The sequence below is a fragment of the Hoeflea sp. CAU 1731 genome, assembly GCF_039888615.1.
Lineage (GTDB): Bacteria > Pseudomonadota > Alphaproteobacteria > Rhizobiales > Rhizobiaceae > Flavimaribacter.
The window spans coordinates 534,678-555,289 of record NZ_JBDQQS010000001.1; the positions used below are offsets into that span (position 1 = coordinate 534,678).

Below are 20,612 nucleotides of genomic sequence, written 5' to 3' on the forward strand. Positions count from 1 at the left end.
GGCGTCGGACTCACGGGAACATAAAGGTCTGATTCCAGGAAATTTGAAATTTGCCGGCGCCAGGGCTGAAAACCATATTGAAAAAGACTAGATAAAGGACACAATTGTGTTGGAGTTCATGCCCAGGGTAAACGCGTGACTAGGCAAAACAGAATCGGACGAGAAAAACTGATGTCGGCGCATCCTGTTCGCGCAGGTGACAAGAACAAAAATGACAACGAAGACGGAAAAGGTAATGGCGTCTCCGTCATCACGCGCACCCGTAAGAAACTCAAAAAGCCGAGCCTGTATCGCGTTCTACTGCTCAATGACGATTACACGCCCATGGAGTTCGTAGTTCATGTGCTGGAGCGTTTTTTTTTCAAAGACCGCGAAGCAGCCACCCGGATCATGCTTCACGTTCACAATCACGGTGTTGGTGAATGTGGGGTCTTTACTTATGAGGTGGCAGAAACCAAAGTTACTCAGGTCATGGATTTTGCCCGACAGAACCAGCACCCATTGCAATGTGTAATGGAAAAGAAATGAGGATACGGTAGTGCCGACATTTTCTCAGAGTCTGGAAAAAGCACTGCATCAGGCGTTGACCTTCGCGAATGATCGTCATCACGAATACGCAACACTGGAACATCTCTTGCTGGCGCTGATGGACGATCAGGACGCAGCGGCGGTGATGAGAGCCTGCGGCGTGAACCTCGAAGCTCTGCGCTCCACCATCACTGAATATATAGATAACGAGTTGCTTAACCTTGTGACGGGGTATGACGAAGATTCGAAGCCGACTTCCGGTTTCCAGCGCGTCATACAGCGAGCTGTCATTCACGTTCAATCGTCCGGCCGCGAGGAGGTGACGGGCGCCAGCGTGCTCGTTGCAATCTTTGCAGAGCGAGAAAGCCACGCGGCCTATTTCCTGCAGGAACAGGAAATGACGCGCTACGATGCAGTCAACTTTATATCGCACGGTATAGCAAAGAGGCCCGGCACTTCGGAAACGCGCGCCGTTCGCGGCGCAGAAGAGTCAGAATCCGAAAATCAGAGTTCATCGTCGGATTCCGAGGAAACGACGAAGCAGAAAAACCAGGATGCATTGACCGCCTATTGCGTCAATCTCAATCAGAAGGCTCGCGACGGGAAGGTTGACCCGCTGATCGGTCGTGAAAAGGAAGTCAATCGCACGATCCAGATTCTCTGCCGGAGATCGAAAAACAACCCTCTCTATGTTGGGGATCCGGGTGTCGGAAAAACCGCAATCGCCGAGGGGCTGGCTCGTCGCATTATACACGGCGACGTGCCCGAAGTGCTTCTGGATTCCACAATCTATGCGCTCGATATGGGCGCGTTGCTGGCCGGTACGCGTTACCGTGGTGATTTCGAGGAGCGACTGAAGCAGGTCGTCAAGGAACTCGAGCAGACCGAGGGCGCCGTATTATTCATCGATGAGATTCACACCGTCATTGGCGCCGGCGCGACATCAGGCGGCGCTATGGACGCTTCCAATCTTTTGAAGCCGGCTCTTTCCTCCGGTTCGATTCGTTGCATTGGATCGACGACATACAAGGAATTTCGCCAGTTCTTCGAGAAGGACCGGGCGCTCGTACGTCGGTTCCAGAAAATCGACGTCAACGAACCCAGTATCGACGACGCCATCGAGATCCTTGAGGGTTTGAAGCCGTATTACGAGGACTATCACAGGGTCAAATACAGTTCCGGCGCTATCAAGGCGGCCGTGGAATTGTCCGCACGTTATATCAGCGACCGAAAATTGCCGGACAAAGCGATTGACGTGATAGACGAAACCGGCGCCTCCCAGATGCTGATTGAAGAAAACAAGCGTCGGAAGATGATCACCAATAAGGAGATCGAATCGACGATAGCCACGATGGCGCGCATTCCGCCGAAATCTGTCTCAAAGGATGACAAGCATGTCCTTGCCAACCTCGAAAAGGAACTGCGCAGCGTCGTTTACGGCCAGGACAGCGCTATCGAAGCGCTCTCTTCAGCGATCAAGCTCGCCAGGGCAGGGCTGAGGGAACCGGACAAACCAATCGGCAGCTACCTGTTCTCTGGCCCCACCGGCGTCGGTAAAACTGAGGTCGCGCGCCAGCTCGCCAGTTCAATTGGAGTGGAACTGCTCCGTTTCGACATGTCGGAATACATGGAGCGACATACGGTTTCGCGTCTTTTGGGCGCGCCTCCCGGTTATGTCGGGTTTGATCAGGGTGGTCTGTTGACCGATGGCGTGGACCAGCATCCGCATTGCGTATTGCTGCTCGACGAAATCGAAAAAGCGCATCCAGATCTCTTCAATATTCTGCTGCAGGTCATGGATCACGGCAAACTCACGGATCACAATGGCAAACAGATCGATTTCCGTAACGTCATCCTGATCATGACGACCAATGCAGGCGCATCCGATCTGGCCAAGGCTGCGATCGGATTCGGCTCCTCAAAGCGCGAAGGCGACGATATAGAAGCCATCAACCGGATGTTCACTCCGGAGTTCAGAAACCGCCTTGACGCGATCATTCCGTTCGGATCGCTGCCTACGCCAGTCATCCATCAGGTCGTCCAGAAATTCGTCATGCAACTGGAAGCGCAACTTGCCGAACGCGGCGTGACATTTGAACTAACGGACGATGCTGTCGGTTGGCTGGCCGACAAGGGTTATGACGAACAAATGGGCGCCCGCCCGCTTGCCCGCGTCATACAGGAACACATCAAGAAAAAACTTGCAGACGAAGTGCTGTTCGGCAAGCTGAAGCGCGGTGGAACGGTTAAAGTATCCGTTGAGACGCACGACGATGGTTCCACAGGTCTCGCTCTTGAAGCCATCCCGGACAAGCCGCCGGCAAAACCCAAGAACAAATCTTCTTCGCAGCCGAGGAAAACTGCGGCGAAGGCCAAGGCGTCATCTTCCAGAAAAGCTGGCGATGACGCTGTCGACGACAAGCCGGAACCGGGCGGATCGACAGCACGCAAAAAGGCAACGAGCACCGTTCCAAAAGTACCGCGCAAGTCCTGATAGTGGACGCGGTCGAGGCAAGCATCCGCGATCGCCTGCACGAGGGCGATCGCCGGGAAACTGGCTCCAGTGAAACTGTCGCCGCAATGGCGCTCTCCGATTTCAAGGTCCTTGGGGCGGTTCTGGAGTGTCTTGATGACACGGACCCCGGGGTGGTGTCGCATGCAGCGCACGCGTTGATGCGCGTTAGCGAGCAACGTCCCGAACTCTTTGTTCCCTCTTGCGATTTCCTGCTTGAACGTCTTGCCCGTCCGAAGCAATGGGAGATCGGAGAGCAATTGCCCAAGATACTCGTCAGAATGAATTTGTCGGATATCCAGGTGGAGACGTTGGTGAGAACGCTCGAGAGAAACATTACGAGCGAGTGGTCCATCGTTGCGGCCTGCAGTCTTCAGGCAATCGTGGATCTAGCAATGTCCGGACGCATCGACGCACAACGCGCCAAAACCCATCTTGATTCAGCGCTCTCCAGCAAGCGCAAGGCGCTCGCGGCCCGCGCGCATCGGCTAAGAGCGAGGTTAGCACAGGCCACCATGTCGTGATCAGGGCTTTGCAAAAGTGAAACGCGTCAACGGCGACAATTCTTCATTGCAATGGTTTTTGAAAGGCGCTGCGGGAATCATATCCATACCAGCCTTTATTCTGATGGGCGCGTTCGTCGGATTCTGTTCATTTTCCTATGAAACGGGCGTGCCTATGATCCAGGTCGCCTTTATGACGGGAATGATGTGGGCCTTGCCGGGACAACTGATCCTGATCGGGGCGATGATTGCAGGCGCGTCGCTGCCGGCTGCCGCAATCGCCGTCGGACTATCTTCGATGCGGCTCATGCCGATGGTGACCGTGCTGATTCCGGAAATACGAAGCAAGTCGACGCCAACGTGGAAGCTGCTGTTTCTCTCTCATTTCATTGCGGTGACCACATGGGTCTACACTATGCAGCATGTCCGCGACATTCCGAAAAATGGACGTTTGCCTTTCTTTGCCGGTTTCGCAATAACCATGACCTGCGCCAATGTGGTCCTGGTCGCTGTGCTCTATGGCGTCATCGACAGACTGCCGGAAATGGTGGCGGGCGCTCTGTTCTTCCTGACGCCGATCTATTTCATTACCTCGATATGGGCTTCCGCCCGCACCCCGGAAGTCTATTTCGCGATGGTGGCCGGACTGATACTGGGGCCGATTTTCCACTATCTTACACCGGGATATTCGATTCTGGTCGCCGGCATTGCCGGCGGAATTATCGCCTTCGCACTGGAAAGATCGTTTCGAAAATTCTGGGGCGCTGATGAGTCCTGACAGTCTCTTTGACAATGGATACTGGACCTATCTCTACATCCTCATCGCCGGATGGCTCGTGACCGATGTCTGGCGCTGGTTGGGAGTTCTCATTGGCAATCGGCTGAGCAATGATTCAGAAGTAATGTACCTGGTGCGGTCGATCGCCACGGCGCTGGTGGCCGCAGTCATCGCACAAATGATTCTTTATCCATCCGGTGCCCTGTCGACGACGCCTGTATGGCTTCGCATCGGCGCATGCGCTATAGGCTTTTCAGCCTTTCTACTGTCCCGTCAGCAGATGATTGTCGGAATTGTCGTTGCGGAGGTCGTGCTGTTTGGCGGCCTTTTCGCAATATCCTGATCGCCTGGCTTGTCATGCTTAAGTCTGGCTCAACGATCGTGTTCAGACGAGAACTTCACAAAGCCTACGCAATTCGGCCATACGCGCTGTTGCTTCCTCATAGCCACGATCGATCGCGTCCGATGCACGATGGAAATCGGCGAGCCCTATCTCACCCAGTTTGGGAAGAAGCAGCAGGTCGGGCGGATCTCCGGCAAGCCGCGCCCGCGCGATGCGATCCTGAATGATGTTGTAGGATTCGACCATGACATTGGTCATTCCAATTTTTCGGGCTTTTCTTCGATCGGTCTTGTCGATCTGCATTGCGCCATTTTCCAGAACTTCTGATGCATGATGCTTGATAACGGCTGAGCGCCCGTAAAGCTCTTGCTGCAGATTGACCGCGACCACCAGCGGCGCCTCATGGGCGCGACAAACGGAAACCGGCACAGGGTTGACCAAGGCCCCGTCAACCAGGGTACGGCCATTGCACAGCACTGGTTCAAATATGCCTGGCAACGCGTAAGACGCGTGAATGGCGGTGACAAGCGATCCGCTATGTATCCAGATTTCGTGTCCGGTGGAAATCTCGGTCGCAACAGAAACGAAAGGTCGGTCCAGATCTTCGATATCCATGCCTTCCAGATGCTGGCGCATCCGCTTACTCAAGCGCATTCCGGCAAACAATCCGCTTCCACCCACTGCAAAATCCAGCAGGGCGACAATTCGGCGCAATGTCAGGCTTCTCGCAAACTCCTCGAGTTCGTCGAGTTTGCCAGCAAGATAACATCCTCCGACAAGCGCGCCGATAGAGGTGCCAGCCACCATGCCGACCTTTATTCCGGCCTCGTCGAGAGCGCGCAGAACGCCGATATGCGCCCAGCCGCGAGCGGCACCGCCACCGAGTGCCAGCGCAATCGATCCCTGTTCTGTCTTGTCCAGCACGATTATCCCCGTGGAATTGCCATGCCGCATATTCGGCGGAAACTTCTGTCCAAAATATGGACAATATCAATATCGGAAGTCCACAACAGTTTTTCTATAGCGATTGATACGCCAAAAGCAGATCTGTTATTGGAATCACTTCCCGACTAAATCACCCGTAAACATCACTTGGATCAAAAAGCGGCCGCGATTCGTCCGTGCGGAGCAGGGGACCATGATCGGTCCCTTCAATACGTCTATAAAAGCAACTGCGCCTGCCAGTGTGACAAGTTGCTGAATGCCCGGCGACCCGCACCTTGAGCCAGATCGCATCCTGATCGCAATCAATTCTCGCTTCCGTGACCGTCTGTAGATTTCCGGAGGTTTCCCCCTTTTTCCAAAGTTGCTTGCGCGACCGGCTGTAATAATGAGCGATTCCGGTTGACACAGTCAGGTCCAGAGCTTCGCGATTCATATGCGCCAGCATCAAAACTGTTCCGTCGTCCGCGTCGGTGACGACGGCGGTAACCAGACCGTTGGCGTCGAAGCGAGGCGTCAAAGTATCGCCTTCCTCAAGAGCCTGCTTGCTTGCGGCGGTTGCGTTGCACATACTTTCTTACCCTTGGAGGATTTGCCGTTTATGCGGAGTCGCGCAGCATTGTCATGAAGCGGACTTGGCTGTTGACGTCGTTCTTGAAACTGCCGCGAAAAGTTGTCGTCATGGTGGTCGAGCCCTGCAGGCGAATCCCACGCATGGCCATACACATATGCTCGGCCTCGATAACGATTGCGACGCCAAGCGGACGCAGATGGGTTTCTATCGCTTCAGCAATCTGCGCAGTCATCGCTTCCTGTGTCTGCAATCTCCGAGCGTACATATCCACGACCCGCACAAGCTTTGATAAACCCACGACCCGGCGATCCGGGAGATATCCTATGTGGGCTTTCCCGATAATGGGGACCAAATGGTGCTCACAATGGGAGAAGAAATTGATGTCCTTCACAAGGACGATGTCTTCATATCCTGCAACTTCCTCGAAGGTGCGCCCCAGGACCTCTTCCGGGGACTTGCCATAACCTGAAAACAACTCGCCATAGGCGGCGGCTACGCGAGAAGGCGTGTCGATGAGGCCTTCGCGAGTGGTGTCGTCACCGATCCAGCGCAACAGGGTTTCGACTGCGGCTTCCGCCTCTGCTTTCGTCGGTTTGTCTTTTACAATTGCATCCATGACTGTGAATTCTCCGCGGCAGGCGTAAGCTCTGCCTAACATTTACAAAGCGGATAAGGCGGCTGCCGTCTTGGGCAGGCCGCTTGCTTGCACTGTCTGCACCATGTGTCAAGGTTTCTGTGTCACCGTGCCATGCTGCACTTGTAATGACATAACAAAGGACCAAAATAGTGTATAGGAACGGCAATTGCCAGTGTCGCAGCGTGTCAAGAAATCAATGTAGTGTTCCGCAAGGTGCAAGCACATGATCGACGAAGTGTACAACGAAAAGATTTTGGAATTTGCTGGCAACATAACGAACGTCGGCGAAATGGAGGACGCAGACGCGTCTGCGCGCGCCCATTCAAAACTTTGCGGCTCCACTGTCAACATCTGGCTGAAGATGGACGGCGATGTCGTGAGCAATTTTTCACACACCGTCAAGGCCTGCGCGCTCGGTCAGGCCTCGTCTTCCATAATGGCGTGCAACATCGTCGGAGCGACAGATGATGAATTGCGCGACGTCCGAAAAACAATGTACGCGATGCTGAAGGAGAACGGACCGCCTCCAACGGGGCGTTTCGAGGATTTGAAATATCTTGAGCCTGTGCGGGACTATCGCGCGCGCCACGCCTCGACTTTATTAACTTTCGATGCGGTCGTTGATGCGCTTGATCAAATCGAAAAGTCCCGCGCGGACGGAGCGGCAGCTTGAGAAGTTGGCATGAATTGCCGGTGTGACGGAGCGCGCCATAAGGCGAATGGGCGCAATTTTAAAGGTCCGTATCGCAAGACGCCCGGACGATTGCTGGGCATGTCTCTAATCAGGCTGTACCAGATTACGCTTTCAAGTCTGATCGGCAATACGTGCCGGCATTTACCGACGTGTTCTGAGTACGGTTATGAAGCGATTGCAAAACATGGTCTTTGGCCAGGTGGCTGGATGACATTTTTTCGTGTCATTCGGTGTGGCCCAGGCGGATCACACGGATATGATTCGGTTCCGGAAGCTGCGCCTCACGGCGCAAAATGGTATCTGCCGTGGCGGTATTTCATTAAGGCTGACCGTACAGCCTGACTTTCAAGGTTTCCACTAAGGAAAAGTTGCGCTAAAAGGCCCGCGGTTTTCAAGGGATCCGCTCAGGACTCCCGTTGGAGACCGATGTTCAACCACCCGCATTCGTTGGCGGGACTGGATAGGAGTAAAAACCAGTGTCAGAACAAATTCCCCTTGTTTTTCCAGATGGCTCGGAACGTTCCTTCGAAGCGGGAACGACCGGTCGGGACGTCGCACAAAGCATCTCCAAGTCTCTTGCCAAAAAGGCTGTGGCGATCGCAATCGACGGAACCATTCAAGATCTCGACGATGTGGTGACTGCTGGAGAATTGCAAATTCTCACCCGTGAAGATCCACGCGCGCTGGAACTGATACGACACGACGCTGCGCATGTCATGGCTGAAGCGGTTCAGGAATTGTATCCGGGCACGCAAGTCACGATCGGTCCAGTGATCGAAAACGGATTTTACTACGACTTCGCGCGCAATCAGCCTTTTACTTCAGACGACCTTCCGAGGATCGAAAAGAAGATGCGGGAGATCGTTGCTCGCAACAAACCTTTTCAAAAAGAAATCTGGTCTCGGGAAAAGGCAAAGAAGACCTTCTCCGACATGGGCGAGTCCTACAAGGTGGAATTGGTGGACGCTATTCCCGAAGGCGAAGACGTGAAGATCTACAGTCAGGGCGACTGGTTCGATCTTTGCCGGGGGCCTCACATGGCGTCGACGGGCCAGATTGGCAACGCCTTCAAACTCATGAAGGTAGCCGGCGCCTATTGGCGTGGCGACGCGAACAACCCGATGCTAACGCGCATTTACGGCACGGCGTGGGCGGACCAGAAGGAACTCGACGCCTATCTGCATATGCTGGAAGAGGCAGAGAAAAGAGACCATCGCCGTCTCGGCCGGGAAATGGACTTGTTCCATTTTCAGGAAGAAGGACCCGGCGTGGTTTTCTGGCATCCAAAGGGATGGCGCATGTTCCAGAACCTTGTCAGTTACATGCGCCGGCGGACCGAGGAGCACGGTTATCAGGAAGTCAATGCGCCTCAGATTCTGGACAAGGCGCTTTGGGAGACCTCTGGTCACTGGGATTGGTATCGCGAGAACATGTTCATCACCAAGACGGAGGATGAACGTGTCTTTGCGATTAAACCGATGAACTGTCCAGGCCACGTTCAGATATTCAAGCATGGCTTGAAAAGTTATCGGGAACTGCCTGTGAGGCTTGCGGAATTTGGTTCGGTTCACAGATATGAACCTTCCGGCGCGTTACATGGGCTCATGCGCGTGCGCGGTTTCACGCAAGACGACGCGCACGTTTTCTGTACCGACGAGCAGATGGCTGCGGAGTGCCTGCGCATCAATGATCTGATCCTGAGCACCTATGCTGATTTCGGTTTCGACGAGTTTACTGTCAAATTGTCGACGCGGCCCGAAAAGCGGGTAGGCGACGATGCGTTGTGGGACAGGGCAGAATCCGTCATGTCGGAAGTGTTGGCGATTATCGAGGCGCAGTCGGACGGCAAAATAAGAACCGGGATCATGCCCGGCGAGGGCGCATTCTACGGCCCGAAATTCGAATACACGCTGCGTGACGCCATCGGACGCGAGTGGCAGTGCGGCACGACACAGGTGGATTTCAATCTGCCTGAACGCTTTGGTGCTTTTTATATCGACAGCGATTCGGAAAAGAAGCAGCCGGTCATGATTCACCGCGCAATCTGCGGGTCAATGGAGCGCTTTCTCGGTATCCTCATCGAGAATTACACCGGGCATTTTCCTCTGTGGTTTGCGCCGCTCCATGTGGTCGTCGCGACGATCACCTCGGATGCAGATCAATATGGCGGTCAGGTTGCCGAACGACTGAAAAAGGCCGGCTTGAGAGTGGAAACGGACTTCCGAAACGAGAAGATCAACTACAAGGTCAGGGAACATTCTCTGACAAAGGTTCCGGTGATACTCGTATGCGGCAAACGCGAAGCCGAGGAAAACACCGTCAACATGCGACGTTTCGGCAGCAGGGACCAGCAATCGCTTTCCCTGGATGAGGCTGTATCCATGCTTGTCGACGAAGCAATGCCTCCGGACATCAGACGCCGGGAGGCTGGTGAATCCTGACAAGGACCATGTCCGGATCGATCGCGATCCGGACATGGACATTTCACTGATCGAGGATGACTTCGACGTCGGTGTCGCGTCCTGCGACGACCTGGAAGTCCCGTCGATAGAGATTGTCCTTATGACGTGCGATGGCTGTGTACTGGCCTTCGGCCAGAACAAGTGAGGGAAAAGCGCCAACGCTTTCACTGATCAGGTCGCCGGCAGAGTTGGTGATCGACCAGGCCGTGTCTGCGATCGCTTCCCCGCCTTCCTCGGCGACGAGTTTAAGCGTGAGGTTGGCGGCCCGGTGCTGGATCGTTGCTTCTGTCAGTTTCCCGGCCTCTACCCTGATGTCTGAACGGATCACCGCATTCACGTTCCCGTATTCGGAAACCACGTGGTACGTTCCTGCATTCAGTCGCACGATTTGGTTCGGCTTGACTTTAGCGATCACCAGCGGTCGCTGTTCGTTGTCATCACGTTCATCAGCATAAATTGAAAAGCTGAGTTTTGAAATCGGTATTCGACCGTCATTACCAGACACGGCGTCGAGAACAAGACCCCCGGCGTTCAGGATGAAATCCCGATTGTCAGCGGCATAGACAGGAACGATCAGTTTCTTCGTAACGCCGGCCAATCCAAACGCGACATGGACGAGGTATTCCCCCGGTTCGAATTCGAAAAGCGCTTCTCCGCCCTCGGACTGTGCGAGAAGCGGCATTTTGCCGCTATCGTCCGTTGTTGGATCAAAAACCCGCCATACAAGGCCATGTTGCAGCGGCGCGCCGTCTCCGGTCAGCTTGGCTTCAAGTCGAATGTTGTAAGTACCCTCGGGCGTTTCCGCTGGGGTCATTGATTGCGGCGCAAATTCCGTCAATCCGGGGAAAAGCGCCGTTGACGGCGTCGTCATTGTTTCGATTTCCTGGGAGAATGCGCCGACAGGTCGGGACAGTGTAAACAGGCAAACTGCCCCCAGAACAAGAAAGCGCTTCAACATTGTCATGACGATTCCATTGTAAACTCGCTTGTTTGAAAACCATACTATAGGCAATTTCAAGGCTAAACCATTGTTGAAAGAGGACCATCCGTGAACGAAGCGTTATGGAAATATCTTGAAAGCCGCCGTACTATACCGGCGAATTTTCTTGCAGAACCAGGCCCTGACCGAGAAACCATTAGAAAAATCCTGACAATTGCGGCGCGCGTTCCCGACCACGGCAAACTCGCGCCTTGGCGCTTTATTGTAATAGAGGGCGAAGCCAGACTGAGGTTAAACGACAGATTTCGGTCAATCGCGCTCGAACGGCGGCCCGACCTTTCTGGGGATCAGCTCCGCGCAGAAAGCACGCGGTTCGACAGGGCGCCTGTCGTCATCGCTGTGGTGAGCCGCGTGGTCGAGCATCCCAAAATTCCAAAATGGGAACAGGTATTGTCTGCAGGCGCGAGTTGTATGGCGCTGCTGATGGCGGCGAACGCATACGGATTTTCCGCGAGTTGGCTGACGGAGTGGATGGCGGACGACGCTGACGCCCTTGCGTCTCTCGGACTGGTTGGCGACGAGAGCATTGCAGGTTTTATCCACGTAGGAACGCCAACTGCGCCCCCGACCGAGAGGCCACGACCCGCGCTCGACGATATTGTGACTTGGCTGGACGACGCTACTGTCTGACGCCGGTATCGCGCGCGCGCGACAATATACGTTCTGCTTGCCGCAGGTGAGGGCGGTCCACCATTTTTCCATCCAGGCTAAGGACGCCAGCGTCTGCCCCAGATTGTTCGAAGAGCGAGACGATACGTTGCGCCCATTCTATCGATTCAGGCGACGGCGTGAAGACGCGATTGATGGTCTCTACCTGATTGGGATGGATCGCCATTTTTCCTGAGAAACCGTCACGCACCGCCTTCTGGCATTCCGCTTCCAGGCCCGCCTCATTTCGGAAATCGACATAAACCGCATCGACAGCCATAACGCCGGCCGAGGCCGCGGCAAGTAGCGCGGAAGAGCGGGCGAGCCTGAATACATCTGTGTAGTTACCGTTGTTGTCTCTGTTTGTTTCCACCCCCAGATCAGCCGACAGATCCTCAGCGCCCCAGGAGACTGATTTCAACCGGTCGGACGCGCCGACATAGGTCGCGGCGTTTAGCAGGCCTGTAGCGGTTTCGGTAATGAGCGCATGTATCCCTATCTCTCCGTTTGTGATCCCGGACCTGGCTTCGTGCACTGCGATCATGGCGGACAAATTCTGTACATCGGCGCCATGTTCTGATTTCGGCAACAGCACACCATCCGGCCGAGTTGGAACCAGAGCTGCGAGATCGTCATCCGCCATACCGCTTGTCAGGGAATTCACCCTTATGACGATTGTGCTACGATCCTTCCTGCTTCGTTGATCTTGGACAAAAGCCGCAGCCAGAGTTCTGGCGGTTTCCTTGTGTGAAAAAGACACCGAATCTTCAAGATCGATCAGCAGGCAATCGGCACCAGATTGCAGAGACTTCTCCAATTTTCTTTCTGAATCAGCAGGCACAAAAAGATAAGATCTCATTCGTCGGGCCTTCTTATTTGCAAAGTTCCGCATCCTGTGGAGACGCCGGCAAAGTTTCCTACAGTATGAAGCGGTTAATGAACATGGTGAACCGATCGTAAACTATTCGGCGTTATGAATTCATTATCTGCAACATCGGACCGGTTATCAAAATATGATCGTCGAAAAATTCCTCCAATGGTCGAAACATGCAAAAGCAATTGATCGCGCCAGAGCGGCGAACGCCCTTGGAAGAGCTTACATCCAGTCAAATATGTCGGAAGAGGAAGCCAGGGCCGCCGAAGCCGCCATGGTTTTCCTGCTCGACGATCCTTCTCCGTTAGTGCGTCTTGGACTTGCTGAAGCGATTTGCTTCAGCCCGCGCATACCACGCGCCGTCATAATGGGTCTGGCGAGCGACCAGCTGGACATCGCCGGCCTCGTCGTAAGTTGTTCACCTGTACTGAAAGACGCGGATCTTGTTGATTTTGTTGCTGACAGCAGACCCGGACTACAACTTGCTGTCGCCATGCGTCAAAACCTGTCTACGTCCGTTTGTGCGGCAGTAGCTGAAGTCGGTTGTAGCCCAGCGGTCAGTGAACTTCTTCAAAACCGCTACGCCAGGATCGCAAGCGTTTCATTCGATAGGATCTGGGAGCGGTTCGAGGACGATACAGACGTGCGTTCCAGTCTGATCGACAGAGATGACCTGCCGTGCGATGTACGGCATACGCTCATATTCAAGGTCGGCAATGCGCTGGCGGGATCGCGCTTCGTTTCGTCAATTGTTGGAACCGGACGGGTAACAGCAGTTACAGCGTCCGCATGCGAAAAGGCGATCTTTACGCTGGCCGACAACGTGCGTGATTCGGAAATTCCGGCGCTTGTGGAACATTTGAGAATCCGTGGCGACCTGTCTCCAGCGTTCCTGATGCATCTGCTTTGCAAAGGAAACATCGAATTCTTCGCCGCAGCGATTGCCGGCATATCCGGAATGGGGAGGGCGCGCGTTCGCGCCATACTCGTCGACGGCCGCCGCGCCTCGATAGCTTCTCTATTCAATTCCTGTGGTATTCAGAGGTCGATTGGAGAGGTATTCGTACAATCGACTTTGCTCTGGCGCGATGCAGCAATGGGCAAATCTGCAATGTCTCCCGAACAAATCATGGATCGTCACATGCAAATCATGCGGCGGCGGCCGGGAGACAAACAGGTCGCTGAATTGTTTCAACTCGTTGAACGATTGAACCTCGAATATCAACGCCGTTCAGCGAGAGATTATGCGCTATCAATGGCAGCCGCCTGATCATAGGGAAACAGCTTTGTAGATAATTGCGATCTACATTGAGTTGAAAATAATCAAAATACCGCCACAATGGTTATACGCTATTTGCAACTATAGCGCTTAATTTTTGCGATAGAGCCTATTTTTATGCAGAATATTTAGGTAATAAATATTTATTTACCGAAGTTGTTTTGATGTCTTGCGCAACAGATTTTTTTGTCTTAAGAAACAAATAGAAATATCGATCCAGAAAAATAAATATTTCCGCGTTTGGAATTGCATAAATGCAATTTCATTCAGAGATTGTATCGTGACAAATAACGGTCGTGACACTTTCAGAACCGAGCCTGTGGTGCTGATAACCGGGGCAACCGGGAATCTCGGATCAAAACTTGCGCGCGAACTGGTAAAAAACAGCCAGAAATCTATTCTTGTCGATCAGATGCCGCATCCAAATCTCAATGTACGGATTGCCAACCTTTCGGTTCCGGGCAATTGGATGCAATTGTTTGCCGGAGTAGATATCGTTATTCATCTAGCCGGCACGTCGAAAGTCAGTTCTTCACCCGACACGCTCAAATCACAGAATGTCGATTGCACAGCGAATGTCCTTAAGGCATGCAGGATGCACAATGTCAGCCGCATTGTTTTTGCCAGCAGTCTACGTGTGATGGACGGGTATCGCGAGTTCGGACGTCGCATCACCGAAGACTTGCCACCGAAACCGTCTGGCGACTTTGGCCGATCGAAACTTCATTGTGAGAAACTGTTGGCCGCGTATCCGGATGTTATATGCCTGCGTCTTGGGTGGTCGCCACGTTACAATATTCGAGAAAATGTTCTCAGAGCGCCGAAGAGACTACGTGAAGTGTGGTTGAGCGATTCTGATTTCCTTCAGGCTATTGAACTTTCAATTTCCGCTGAGAACCGCGGATTTACAGTATTCAACCTGACGTCTGATGTCGAAAACAGCCGCTATCCACTGAGCAGGGCGCGTAAGCATTTAGGCTACAAGCCGCGTGATGGCGTGAACAAGACACAGATCGTTATTTCCAAACTGTCCGGCACGCTTTTTAGTAAGGCAGCTTGGTCCCGCTAAGAAAAAATCAGTGCAATTCCGAAAATGAGTTCCCCGCAAGAAAGCGACGGGCGGATCGCTAGCTTGCGGGGAAGACCGGTATTGTTTTCAAGAAAAACAAGGCTCACCGGTCATGTCAGGATATTAATCAATTACATCTCAGAAAAACCAGTAGAATACTTGTGCCATGCCGCTATTGCATAACAATGCAAGCAATCCACTCGTACTAATATATTTAAAAACGAGAAAAGCAACTGTGTTTCACCTAAAAGTTAAACTGTTCTGTGTTATCGCAATCAAGCTGGCGTTGACCTTCGTCCATGCCTAGTTTGGGAGGAACAGGCTTTCAGGGTATTCGTGTGAAGAATTTGATGTCGTAAGGACGTAAGTCCATTCTACGCGAGCATTGTATGGATCGGGAGGGGAGCCGTGAATTCCGTAGGTCAGTTCGATTACATCATCATCGGCGCAGGATCAGCAGGATGCGTACTTGCAAATCGGCTCTCCGAACAACCCGACCGAAAAGTACTGCTTCTCGAGGCTGGGGGGAATGACGACTACATCTGGGTAAAAATACCCGTCGGATACCTCTACTGCATCGGTAATCCGAGAACCGACTGGGGATTTCGCACCGTGGCTGAAAGAGGCCTCAACGGGCGCTCGATAGCCTATCCGCGCGGAAAGATTCTCGGCGGCTGTTCTTCCATAAACGGCATGATTTACATGCGTGGTCAGGCGTCTGACTATGATCGCTGGCGGCAACTTGGCAATGCTGGCTGGGGCTGGGACGACGTGCTGCCGTTCTTCCTGAAATCCGAAGACCACTATCTGGCTGAAGATGACAGCCTCCATGGCCGCGGAGGTGAGTTGCGCGTCGATAAACAGCGCCTCAGATGGGACGTGCTCGACAGTTTCCGAGATGCCTGCGAGCAGGCAGGGATCCCAAAAGTTGATGACTTCAACCGCGGCAACAACGAAGGTTGCAGCTACTTCCAGGTCAATCAGAAAAATGGATTTCGATGGAATATGGCGCGAGGGTTTCTCAAGCCAGTCCGCGCGCGTCCGAATCTGGAAGTCGTCACGAAAGCCCAGGCGACGCGGCTTGTCATCCGTGACAAGCGGGTAACCGGTGTGGAGTTTTCCCGAGACGGACAAGACTTTGTTGCTGAGTGCCGCAATGAAGTCTTGCTGAGCGCAGGGGCTATCAATTCTCCGCAATTGATGATGCTATCCGGATTAGGACCGCCAAGCGGTCTCTCTAATTTTGGCATCGAATGCATCCATGCAAACGACGCAATCGGAAAAAATCTTCAGGATCACCTTCAACTCAGGACGATTTTCCGCATCAACAATGCAAAGACGCTCAATCAGCGCGCATCAAATTTGTTCGGCAAGATATCGATCGCCATGGAGTATGCCCTGATGCGGTCCGGACCGATGTCCATGGCGCCCAGCCAGCTTGGCGCATTCGTCAAATCTGAACAATCACTCGAAACGCCCGATCTTGAATATCATGTACAACCGCTTTCACTCGACAAGTTTGGTGATCCGTTGCACGATTTCCCGGCGATCACCGCTTCGGTCTGTAATCTGAGACCACATAGCCGGGGACACGTCGGCCTGCGATCAGCCGATTGGCGCGACGCCCCAGTCATCGCCCCAAACTATCTCAGCACAGAGGCGGACAGGCAGACGGCCATTCGCGCAATCCGAATTACACGTAAAATTCTGCAGCAACCGGCAATGGTCAAATACAGACCGGACGAATATCTGCCGGGTTCAAACTGTCAGAGCGACGATGACCTGATAGAAGCCGCGGGCGACATAGGCACCACAATATTTCACCCGGTCGGCACGCTCAAAATGGGAAATGACGATGCAGCAGTTGTCGATAATCGACTGAAAGTACGTGGAATTGACGGGCTGCGTGTCGTCGATGCCTCCGTCATGCCACTGATAACATCAGGCAACACAAACGCTCCTACCGTCATGATTGCCGAGAAGGCGAGTGATATGATCATTCAGGATAACAAGTCCTGATCCAGGTCGATTTGTTGAATGTCGCATATGGTGTTTGACTCCTGCGCGCCGAGCACTATGTTCCTTCTTTGTTCTTACTGAGGGGTATGGCATTGCAAGAAACACAATTTCAAGCTTGGACGACCAAAGCAGTCGAAAACAGAATTATTGAAGCGGCTGAAACATTGATGCTTTGTCCACGTGCACACGGTCCGGCCGACATAAGCAATTCCATGCCGGCTACAATCCTCGACCAACATGCAACCTATGGCGAATCAAAGCTATGCTACAAGCGCAGGCCAACGCCTGGTGCATTGGACAGGATGGAGACGTGCTGGGAATGGATTAATGCTTTGCCCGACCAGGCTGAGCGGGAACTTCTCTACGAGTGGGCGAGGATCAAATGCGGCAAGGGATGCACCCTTGCAGTGCTGGCGAAACTTAAAGGCTACACGGAACGCGGCCTGCGCAGAAAAATTACTCAAATATGCGCAAAAATTTCCCAAAAACTAAACGCAGCGCAAGTCGCGAACATTGAAATGGCCAGCAAGCAATGGGTGGAAGACAGACCGTTCGCGCGCTCACAGGAACATAAGCACTTGAACCATTGGATGCAGGAAAACGCGAAGCCTGCAATCAACGCCGAATTGCCCAAGCGGCGATCCGTTCAGCGCATTTGAAGCAGCAGAATACGCTCAATCCTTGAGGAACGGGCGTACTTCATCGAGACGGGGAAGATCAGCGCCACGACGCGTGCAAGTTAAAGAGGCCGCGCGCGCGCAGATGTCGAGAATGCTGCAAAGCCGATCGTGATCGAGAGAATCCACCATTCGCGAGGGATTTCCGTCCTTGCCCAGAAGATACATAAGCATTGCCATAAATGTGTCGCCGGCGCCGACGGTGTCGGCAATCTCGGTGATCGGAACCGCGACCCGATGAACGCCATTTTCAGTCAGTCCGATCACCTCACTCCCGCCATCGGTCACGACAACAAGGCGCGGTCCATCCCCCAGCCAGGACTGCGCAGTATCCAACGGATCTTTGTCCGGATAGAGCATCGACAGGTCTTCGGAGCTGACCTTCACCAGGTCTATCAAAGGCAACATTGCCGTTATCCGCGCCTCCCAGACAGACATGTCGGCGACGACAGTCGGACGAATATTTGGATCGAGAGATATGAAACGGCTTTTTTCACGCTCAAGAAGGCTGAAGAGTGTTGAAGAAGTCGGAGGCGTCACGAGAGAATAGGATCCGAAATGAAGCCATTCGACATATGGGGGCAGGGGCGGCAGATCTTCAGGCGCAAGTGAACGATCGGCGGCGCCGTTCCCAAAGAACGCGTATGCAGGCGAACCTTGGGCATCCAGCCCAACAAAGCTCAAGGTTGTTGGCGCGTCCTTTCGCACGACGGCCCATTTGTCGATGCCTTCTTTCTCCATGGTTTCGGCGATGCGGTCGCCAAACAGGTCGCCAGAAACACCGGTAAACAATGACGCGCGCGCCTTCAGCCGGGCGAGCCCCATGGCGACGTTATAGGGAGAACCGCCAATACGCGCATCGTAAACGGCGTTCGCGCCTTCGGGCCGATCAGTTTGGAAGAAATCGAATAGTGCTTCGCCGCAAACCAGGTACATTTTAGAAATCCGTCATTCGATAGAGACTCAATAGTCGGAAACGAGCAGCCGCCACGGCTCCTCGTCCTCTTCTATCTCCGAGAAGCGTCCAATTTCCTCTTCGAACCAATTATCGTTGAGGTCGTCGTTGACCGTGGACACTTCGCCAATCAGGCAATCGCCATGCTCAGCCCAGAAGGCATGCCAAACGCCCGGCACAAGTGTTACGCTCTCGCCAGGCATGAGCCGCAATTTGTCTCCTGCGGGTATCGATCGCACCATGCCGTCGACGGCGACGTCCACGCCCCTTTCACGATCGATGGAACCGTCATCGTGCGAGCCGTACAACTCCAATATAAGATCGCCGCCTGAGCGATTAATGATATCTTCCACTTTCGAGTAGTGGGTATGCATAGGGCAAATCTGGCTATCGCGCGATATCATGATCTTCTCAGCGTAAAGCATGCCGGATCTTTTCGCTAAATCCTCGATGTTGCCGTTCCTGATCGTAAAGAGAAAAAGACCATATTCGGAGAACCGTTCTTCTCCGTAATCGGTGACGTCCCATCCAAGCCTGTTATGAAACAGCGCCGTATCGGCAAGAGCCCGCATCTCATCCGGTGCGAACGAGGCAAAGCGCGGCAACATAAAACCGTGGTCTCGTATGAACGCGTCGCCTTCGCGAAGAATAGTGTTGATTTCTGACCGTTTCATCACGGTCCATCTATAATTTCGTACTCGGCGTGGCAATGCCTGAACGGGAATTTGGGTTCTTGATACACGCTGTGCTTATGAGTTTGCGCCTGAGCATGCTCAAGTGATTGAAAATCAACTCAAAGGATATCAATATGATATTCATGGCGCTCATGAAGACGATCGGGATTGGAGACCTTGCCGGACGCACTGGTGTCAGTGTTTCAGCGATCCGCTTTTATGAAACCGCCGGTCTACTGACCTCGGAAAGAAACGCCGCAGGGCAAAGGCGGTTCGTCCGGTCGGATATAAGACGTTTGGCCTTTGTTCAAATCGCGCAACAACTTGGATTTACGATCGAGCAAATCCGCAAACAACTTGCGGCATTGCCTGCGAAAAGGACGCCTAACAAGAAAGACTGGAGCAAGATAAGCCGCAATTTCAGGAAAGAGCTGGATGACCGTATCGAACGCATGGTACGGCTTCGGGACAATCTTGACGGGTGCATCGGTTGTGGCTGTCTTTCTTTGCGGGCATGCGCTTTGTTAAACCCGGATGACAAGGCAGGAAAGGTGGGCGCAGGACCGCGTTATCTGCTTGGCGACTTATCGGAATGCGAGGAGACTTGAGAATTAGCCGGCTCGATGATCCGTATTCTGTTCCTGTCCCTTCGATGTCTCGTTGCGGCGACGCCGGCGGCTATTCCGACATACCGATAAACAGCGCGGATCCTCGCTACGCCGAACCACTGGTTTGCGTGACGGGTTCCGGCATCGCAGGCAAGTCCTACTATCATCAGGATGATGGCGAAAATCCCCCGTATGGTTACAGGGTTCCTGGCAGCCTTCCCGATATATGGTGCAGAGCGAGCGTTCTGCAGTCGCTGCGCCATGCCAATACCTGTCTAAAGCCCTATGATGCGGAGGTTTTTGTCTGGGACGCCTATCGTACGGTCGAGGCGCAAAAGGCGTTGTGGCGTCATGTCGAGTTTGATGTTCGAGAGCGACATCCCGAAATGAACGACGCTGCAATTTTCCATGAAGTCATCAAATATGTTTCCAATCCGCATCGGTTCCAAAAGGATGATCCTAAGACTTGGCCGGTCCATGCAACGGGCGGAGCGGTGGACCTGACATTGCGTTCACTTGCCACTGGCGAACTTCTGGATATGGGTTCAGGCTTTGATGAGATTTGCGATTATACGCCCACAGCTGCTTTCGAATTCCTGCTAACCGACGGGAAATGCAATGCCGATCACCCACCGTTGCGCAATAGACGATTGCTGCATTGGGCGATGACGAACTCAGGTTTTGCGAACTATCCTCAGGAGTTCTGGCATTACGACCGTGGAACTCAACTCTACGTGGTCAACAGCGTTGGGGCCGACGAAGTAGCATGGTACGGATATTGCGATCCGACCGGTACGGAATGAATGCAATCTGGCAGCGTTAGAGTACAATCAGCA

The 20,612-nt window shown here is 53.4% G+C and carries 22 protein-coding genes; 15 read left to right on the forward strand and 7 right to left on the reverse strand.

What is annotated here, in order from left to right; genetic code table 11:
* The first annotated feature begins 171 nt into the window (after positions 1 to 171).
* The 5 genes from clpS to AAFN47_RS02605 are packed head-to-tail and all read left to right on the forward strand — an operon-like array spanning position 172 to position 4,664.
* Positions 172 to 528 carry an ATP-dependent Clp protease adapter ClpS gene (gene clpS / locus AAFN47_RS02585; protein ID WP_499807642.1) on the forward strand — a complete coding sequence of 119 codons (357 nt, stop codon included), beginning with the start codon at positions 172 to 174 and terminating at the stop codon, positions 526 to 528.
* Positions 529 to 538: 10 nt separating this feature from the next.
* Entirely contained in the window at positions 539 to 3,022 is a 2,484-nt protein-coding gene (gene clpA / locus AAFN47_RS02590) for an ATP-dependent Clp protease ATP-binding subunit ClpA (RefSeq protein WP_499807643.1), read from the forward strand.
* 2 nt (positions 3,023 to 3,024) lie between these two features.
* Complete coding sequence (locus AAFN47_RS02595) at positions 3,025 to 3,564, forward strand: hypothetical protein (protein WP_499807644.1); 540 nt, start codon at positions 3,025 to 3,027, stop codon at positions 3,562 to 3,564.
* A gap of 16 nt (positions 3,565 to 3,580) precedes the next feature.
* Positions 3,581 to 4,321, forward strand: coding sequence for an AzlC family ABC transporter permease (locus AAFN47_RS02600; protein ID WP_499807645.1), 741 nt, complete (start codon positions 3,581 to 3,583; stop codon positions 4,319 to 4,321).
* A complete protein-coding gene (locus AAFN47_RS02605) occupies positions 4,311 to 4,664 on the forward strand; it encodes an AzlD domain-containing protein (RefSeq protein ID WP_499807646.1) in 354 nt (117 codons plus the stop codon). The genes AAFN47_RS02600 and AAFN47_RS02605 overlap by 11 nt, the downstream gene beginning before the upstream one ends.
* 42 nt (positions 4,665 to 4,706) lie before the next feature.
* Here the strand turns inward: AAFN47_RS02605 and AAFN47_RS02610 are convergent, their stop codons facing one another.
* From AAFN47_RS02610 to folE, 3 genes are all read right to left on the reverse strand, one after another.
* A complete protein-coding gene (locus tag AAFN47_RS02610; protein WP_499807647.1) occupies positions 4,707 to 5,618 on the reverse strand; it encodes a patatin-like phospholipase family protein in 912 nt (303 codons plus the stop codon).
* 121 nt (positions 5,619 to 5,739) lie between these two features.
* A complete protein-coding gene (hisI, locus tag AAFN47_RS02615) occupies positions 5,740 to 6,177 on the reverse strand; it encodes a phosphoribosyl-AMP cyclohydrolase (RefSeq protein WP_499807648.1) in 438 nt (145 codons plus the stop codon).
* Positions 6,178 to 6,205: 28 nt separating this feature from the next.
* Entirely contained in the window at positions 6,206 to 6,796 is a 591-nt protein-coding gene (gene folE, locus AAFN47_RS02620) for a GTP cyclohydrolase I FolE (RefSeq protein ID WP_499807649.1), read from the reverse strand.
* A 244-nt stretch (positions 6,797 to 7,040) separates the two neighbouring features.
* Here folE and AAFN47_RS02625 point away from each other — a divergent pair, with 244 nt between their 5' ends.
* The 3 genes from AAFN47_RS02625 (at position 7,041) to thrS (ending at position 9,952) form a co-directional block, all read left to right on the forward strand.
* A complete protein-coding gene (locus AAFN47_RS02625) occupies positions 7,041 to 7,490 on the forward strand; it encodes an iron-sulfur cluster assembly scaffold protein (protein WP_499807650.1) in 450 nt (149 codons plus the stop codon).
* Between the two features lie 9 nt (positions 7,491 to 7,499).
* Positions 7,500 to 7,853 (forward strand): membrane protein insertion efficiency factor YidD, encoded by a 354-nt coding sequence (yidD, locus tag AAFN47_RS02630; protein WP_499807651.1) that lies wholly within the window; start codon positions 7,500 to 7,502, stop codon positions 7,851 to 7,853.
* A gap of 134 nt (positions 7,854 to 7,987) precedes the next feature.
* On the forward strand, positions 7,988 to 9,952 hold the full coding sequence (gene thrS, locus AAFN47_RS02635; RefSeq protein ID WP_499807652.1) for a threonine--tRNA ligase: 1,965 nt from the start codon (positions 7,988 to 7,990) through the stop codon (positions 9,950 to 9,952).
* Positions 9,953 to 9,995: 43 nt separating this feature from the next.
* Here the strand turns inward: thrS and AAFN47_RS02640 are convergent, their stop codons facing one another.
* A complete protein-coding gene (locus AAFN47_RS02640) occupies positions 9,996 to 10,937 on the reverse strand; it encodes an RgsD C-terminal domain-containing protein (protein WP_499807653.1) in 942 nt (313 codons plus the stop codon).
* Between the two features lie 84 nt (positions 10,938 to 11,021).
* Between AAFN47_RS02640 and AAFN47_RS02645 the strand changes: the two genes are divergently transcribed.
* Positions 11,022 to 11,603 (forward strand): nitroreductase family protein, encoded by a 582-nt coding sequence (locus AAFN47_RS02645; protein ID WP_499807654.1) that lies wholly within the window; start codon positions 11,022 to 11,024, stop codon positions 11,601 to 11,603.
* Here AAFN47_RS02645 and AAFN47_RS02650 read toward each other — a convergent pair.
* Positions 11,593 to 12,513 (reverse strand): HpcH/HpaI aldolase/citrate lyase family protein, encoded by a 921-nt coding sequence (locus tag AAFN47_RS02650; protein WP_499807655.1) that lies wholly within the window; start codon positions 12,511 to 12,513, stop codon positions 11,593 to 11,595. The two genes, AAFN47_RS02645 and AAFN47_RS02650, sit on opposite strands and share 11 nt — an antisense overlap.
* 256 nt (positions 12,514 to 12,769) lie before the next feature.
* Here AAFN47_RS02650 and AAFN47_RS02655 point away from each other — a divergent pair, with 256 nt between their 5' ends.
* From AAFN47_RS02655 to AAFN47_RS02670, 4 genes are all read left to right on the forward strand, one after another.
* On the forward strand, positions 12,770 to 13,765 hold the full coding sequence (locus AAFN47_RS02655) for a DUF2336 domain-containing protein (RefSeq protein WP_499807656.1): 996 nt from the start codon (positions 12,770 to 12,772) through the stop codon (positions 13,763 to 13,765).
* A gap of 289 nt (positions 13,766 to 14,054) precedes the next feature.
* Positions 14,055 to 14,843 (forward strand): NAD-dependent epimerase/dehydratase family protein, encoded by a 789-nt coding sequence (locus AAFN47_RS02660; RefSeq protein WP_499807657.1) that lies wholly within the window; start codon positions 14,055 to 14,057, stop codon positions 14,841 to 14,843.
* A 408-nt stretch (positions 14,844 to 15,251) separates the two neighbouring features.
* Positions 15,252 to 16,862, forward strand: a complete 1,611-nt coding sequence (locus AAFN47_RS02665) for a GMC family oxidoreductase (RefSeq protein WP_499807658.1) — start codon at positions 15,252 to 15,254, stop codon at positions 16,860 to 16,862.
* 86 nt (positions 16,863 to 16,948) lie between these two features.
* Positions 16,949 to 17,521: a hypothetical protein gene (locus AAFN47_RS02670; protein ID WP_499807659.1), complete on the forward strand. Its 573-nt coding sequence runs from the start codon at positions 16,949 to 16,951 to the stop codon at positions 17,519 to 17,521.
* Positions 17,522 to 17,536: 15 nt separating this feature from the next.
* Here the strand turns inward: AAFN47_RS02670 and AAFN47_RS02675 are convergent, their stop codons facing one another.
* Together AAFN47_RS02675 and AAFN47_RS02680 are read right to left on the reverse strand one after the other, a co-directional pair.
* The gene (locus tag AAFN47_RS02675) at positions 17,537 to 18,475 is read right to left on the reverse strand and encodes a carbohydrate kinase family protein (RefSeq protein ID WP_499807660.1); all 939 of its coding nucleotides are present in this window, start codon (positions 18,473 to 18,475) and stop codon (positions 17,537 to 17,539) included.
* Between the two features lie 27 nt (positions 18,476 to 18,502).
* Entirely contained in the window at positions 18,503 to 19,168 is a 666-nt protein-coding gene (locus AAFN47_RS02680) for a D-lyxose/D-mannose family sugar isomerase (RefSeq protein ID WP_499807661.1), read from the reverse strand.
* Positions 19,169 to 19,275: 107 nt separating this feature from the next.
* Between AAFN47_RS02680 and soxR the strand changes: the two genes are divergently transcribed.
* On the forward strand, positions 19,276 to 19,776 hold the full coding sequence (gene soxR, locus AAFN47_RS02685; RefSeq protein WP_499807662.1) for a redox-sensitive transcriptional activator SoxR: 501 nt from the start codon (positions 19,276 to 19,278) through the stop codon (positions 19,774 to 19,776).
* A 128-nt stretch (positions 19,777 to 19,904) separates the two neighbouring features.
* Positions 19,905 to 20,579: a M15 family metallopeptidase gene (locus AAFN47_RS02690; protein ID WP_499807663.1), complete on the forward strand. Its 675-nt coding sequence runs from the start codon at positions 19,905 to 19,907 to the stop codon at positions 20,577 to 20,579.
* Positions 20,580 to 20,612: the final 33 nt, after the last annotated feature.

What these genes read in the sequence shown, in the direction of transcription:
- AAFN47_RS02605 (WP_499807646.1), top strand. Translation starts at nt 4,311, where the DNA reads ATGAGTCCTGACAGTCTCTTTGACAATGGATACTGGACCTATCTCTAC.
- AAFN47_RS02640 (WP_499807653.1), bottom strand. Translation starts at nt 10,937, where the DNA reads ATGACAATGTTGAAGCGCTTTCTTGTTCTGGGGGCAGTTTGCCTGTTT.
- AAFN47_RS02650 (WP_499807655.1), bottom strand. Translation starts at nt 12,513, where the DNA reads ATGCGGAACTTTGCAAATAAGAAGGCCCGACGAATGAGATCTTATCTT.
- hisI (WP_499807648.1), bottom strand. Translation starts at nt 6,177, where the DNA reads ATGTGCAACGCAACCGCCGCAAGCAAGCAGGCTCTTGAGGAAGGCGAT.
- AAFN47_RS02625 (WP_499807650.1), top strand. Translation starts at nt 7,041, where the DNA reads ATGATCGACGAAGTGTACAACGAAAAGATTTTGGAATTTGCTGGCAAC.
- folE (WP_499807649.1), bottom strand. Translation starts at nt 6,796, where the DNA reads ATGGATGCAATTGTAAAAGACAAACCGACGAAAGCAGAGGCGGAAGCC.
- AAFN47_RS02680 (WP_499807661.1), bottom strand. Translation starts at nt 19,168, where the DNA reads ATGAAACGGTCAGAAATCAACACTATTCTTCGCGAAGGCGACGCGTTC.
- AAFN47_RS02610 (WP_499807647.1), bottom strand. Translation starts at nt 5,618, where the DNA reads ATGCGGCATGGCAATTCCACGGGGATAATCGTGCTGGACAAGACAGAA.
- yidD (WP_499807651.1), top strand. Translation starts at nt 7,500, where the DNA reads ATGAATTGCCGGTGTGACGGAGCGCGCCATAAGGCGAATGGGCGCAAT.
- AAFN47_RS02675 (WP_499807660.1), bottom strand. Translation starts at nt 18,475, where the DNA reads ATGTACCTGGTTTGCGGCGAAGCACTATTCGATTTCTTCCAAACTGAT.
- AAFN47_RS02670 (WP_499807659.1), top strand. Translation starts at nt 16,949, where the DNA reads ATGGCATTGCAAGAAACACAATTTCAAGCTTGGACGACCAAAGCAGTC.
- clpS (WP_499807642.1), top strand. Translation starts at nt 172, where the DNA reads ATGTCGGCGCATCCTGTTCGCGCAGGTGACAAGAACAAAAATGACAAC.
- AAFN47_RS02655 (WP_499807656.1), top strand. Translation starts at nt 12,770, where the DNA reads ATGGTTTTCCTGCTCGACGATCCTTCTCCGTTAGTGCGTCTTGGACTT.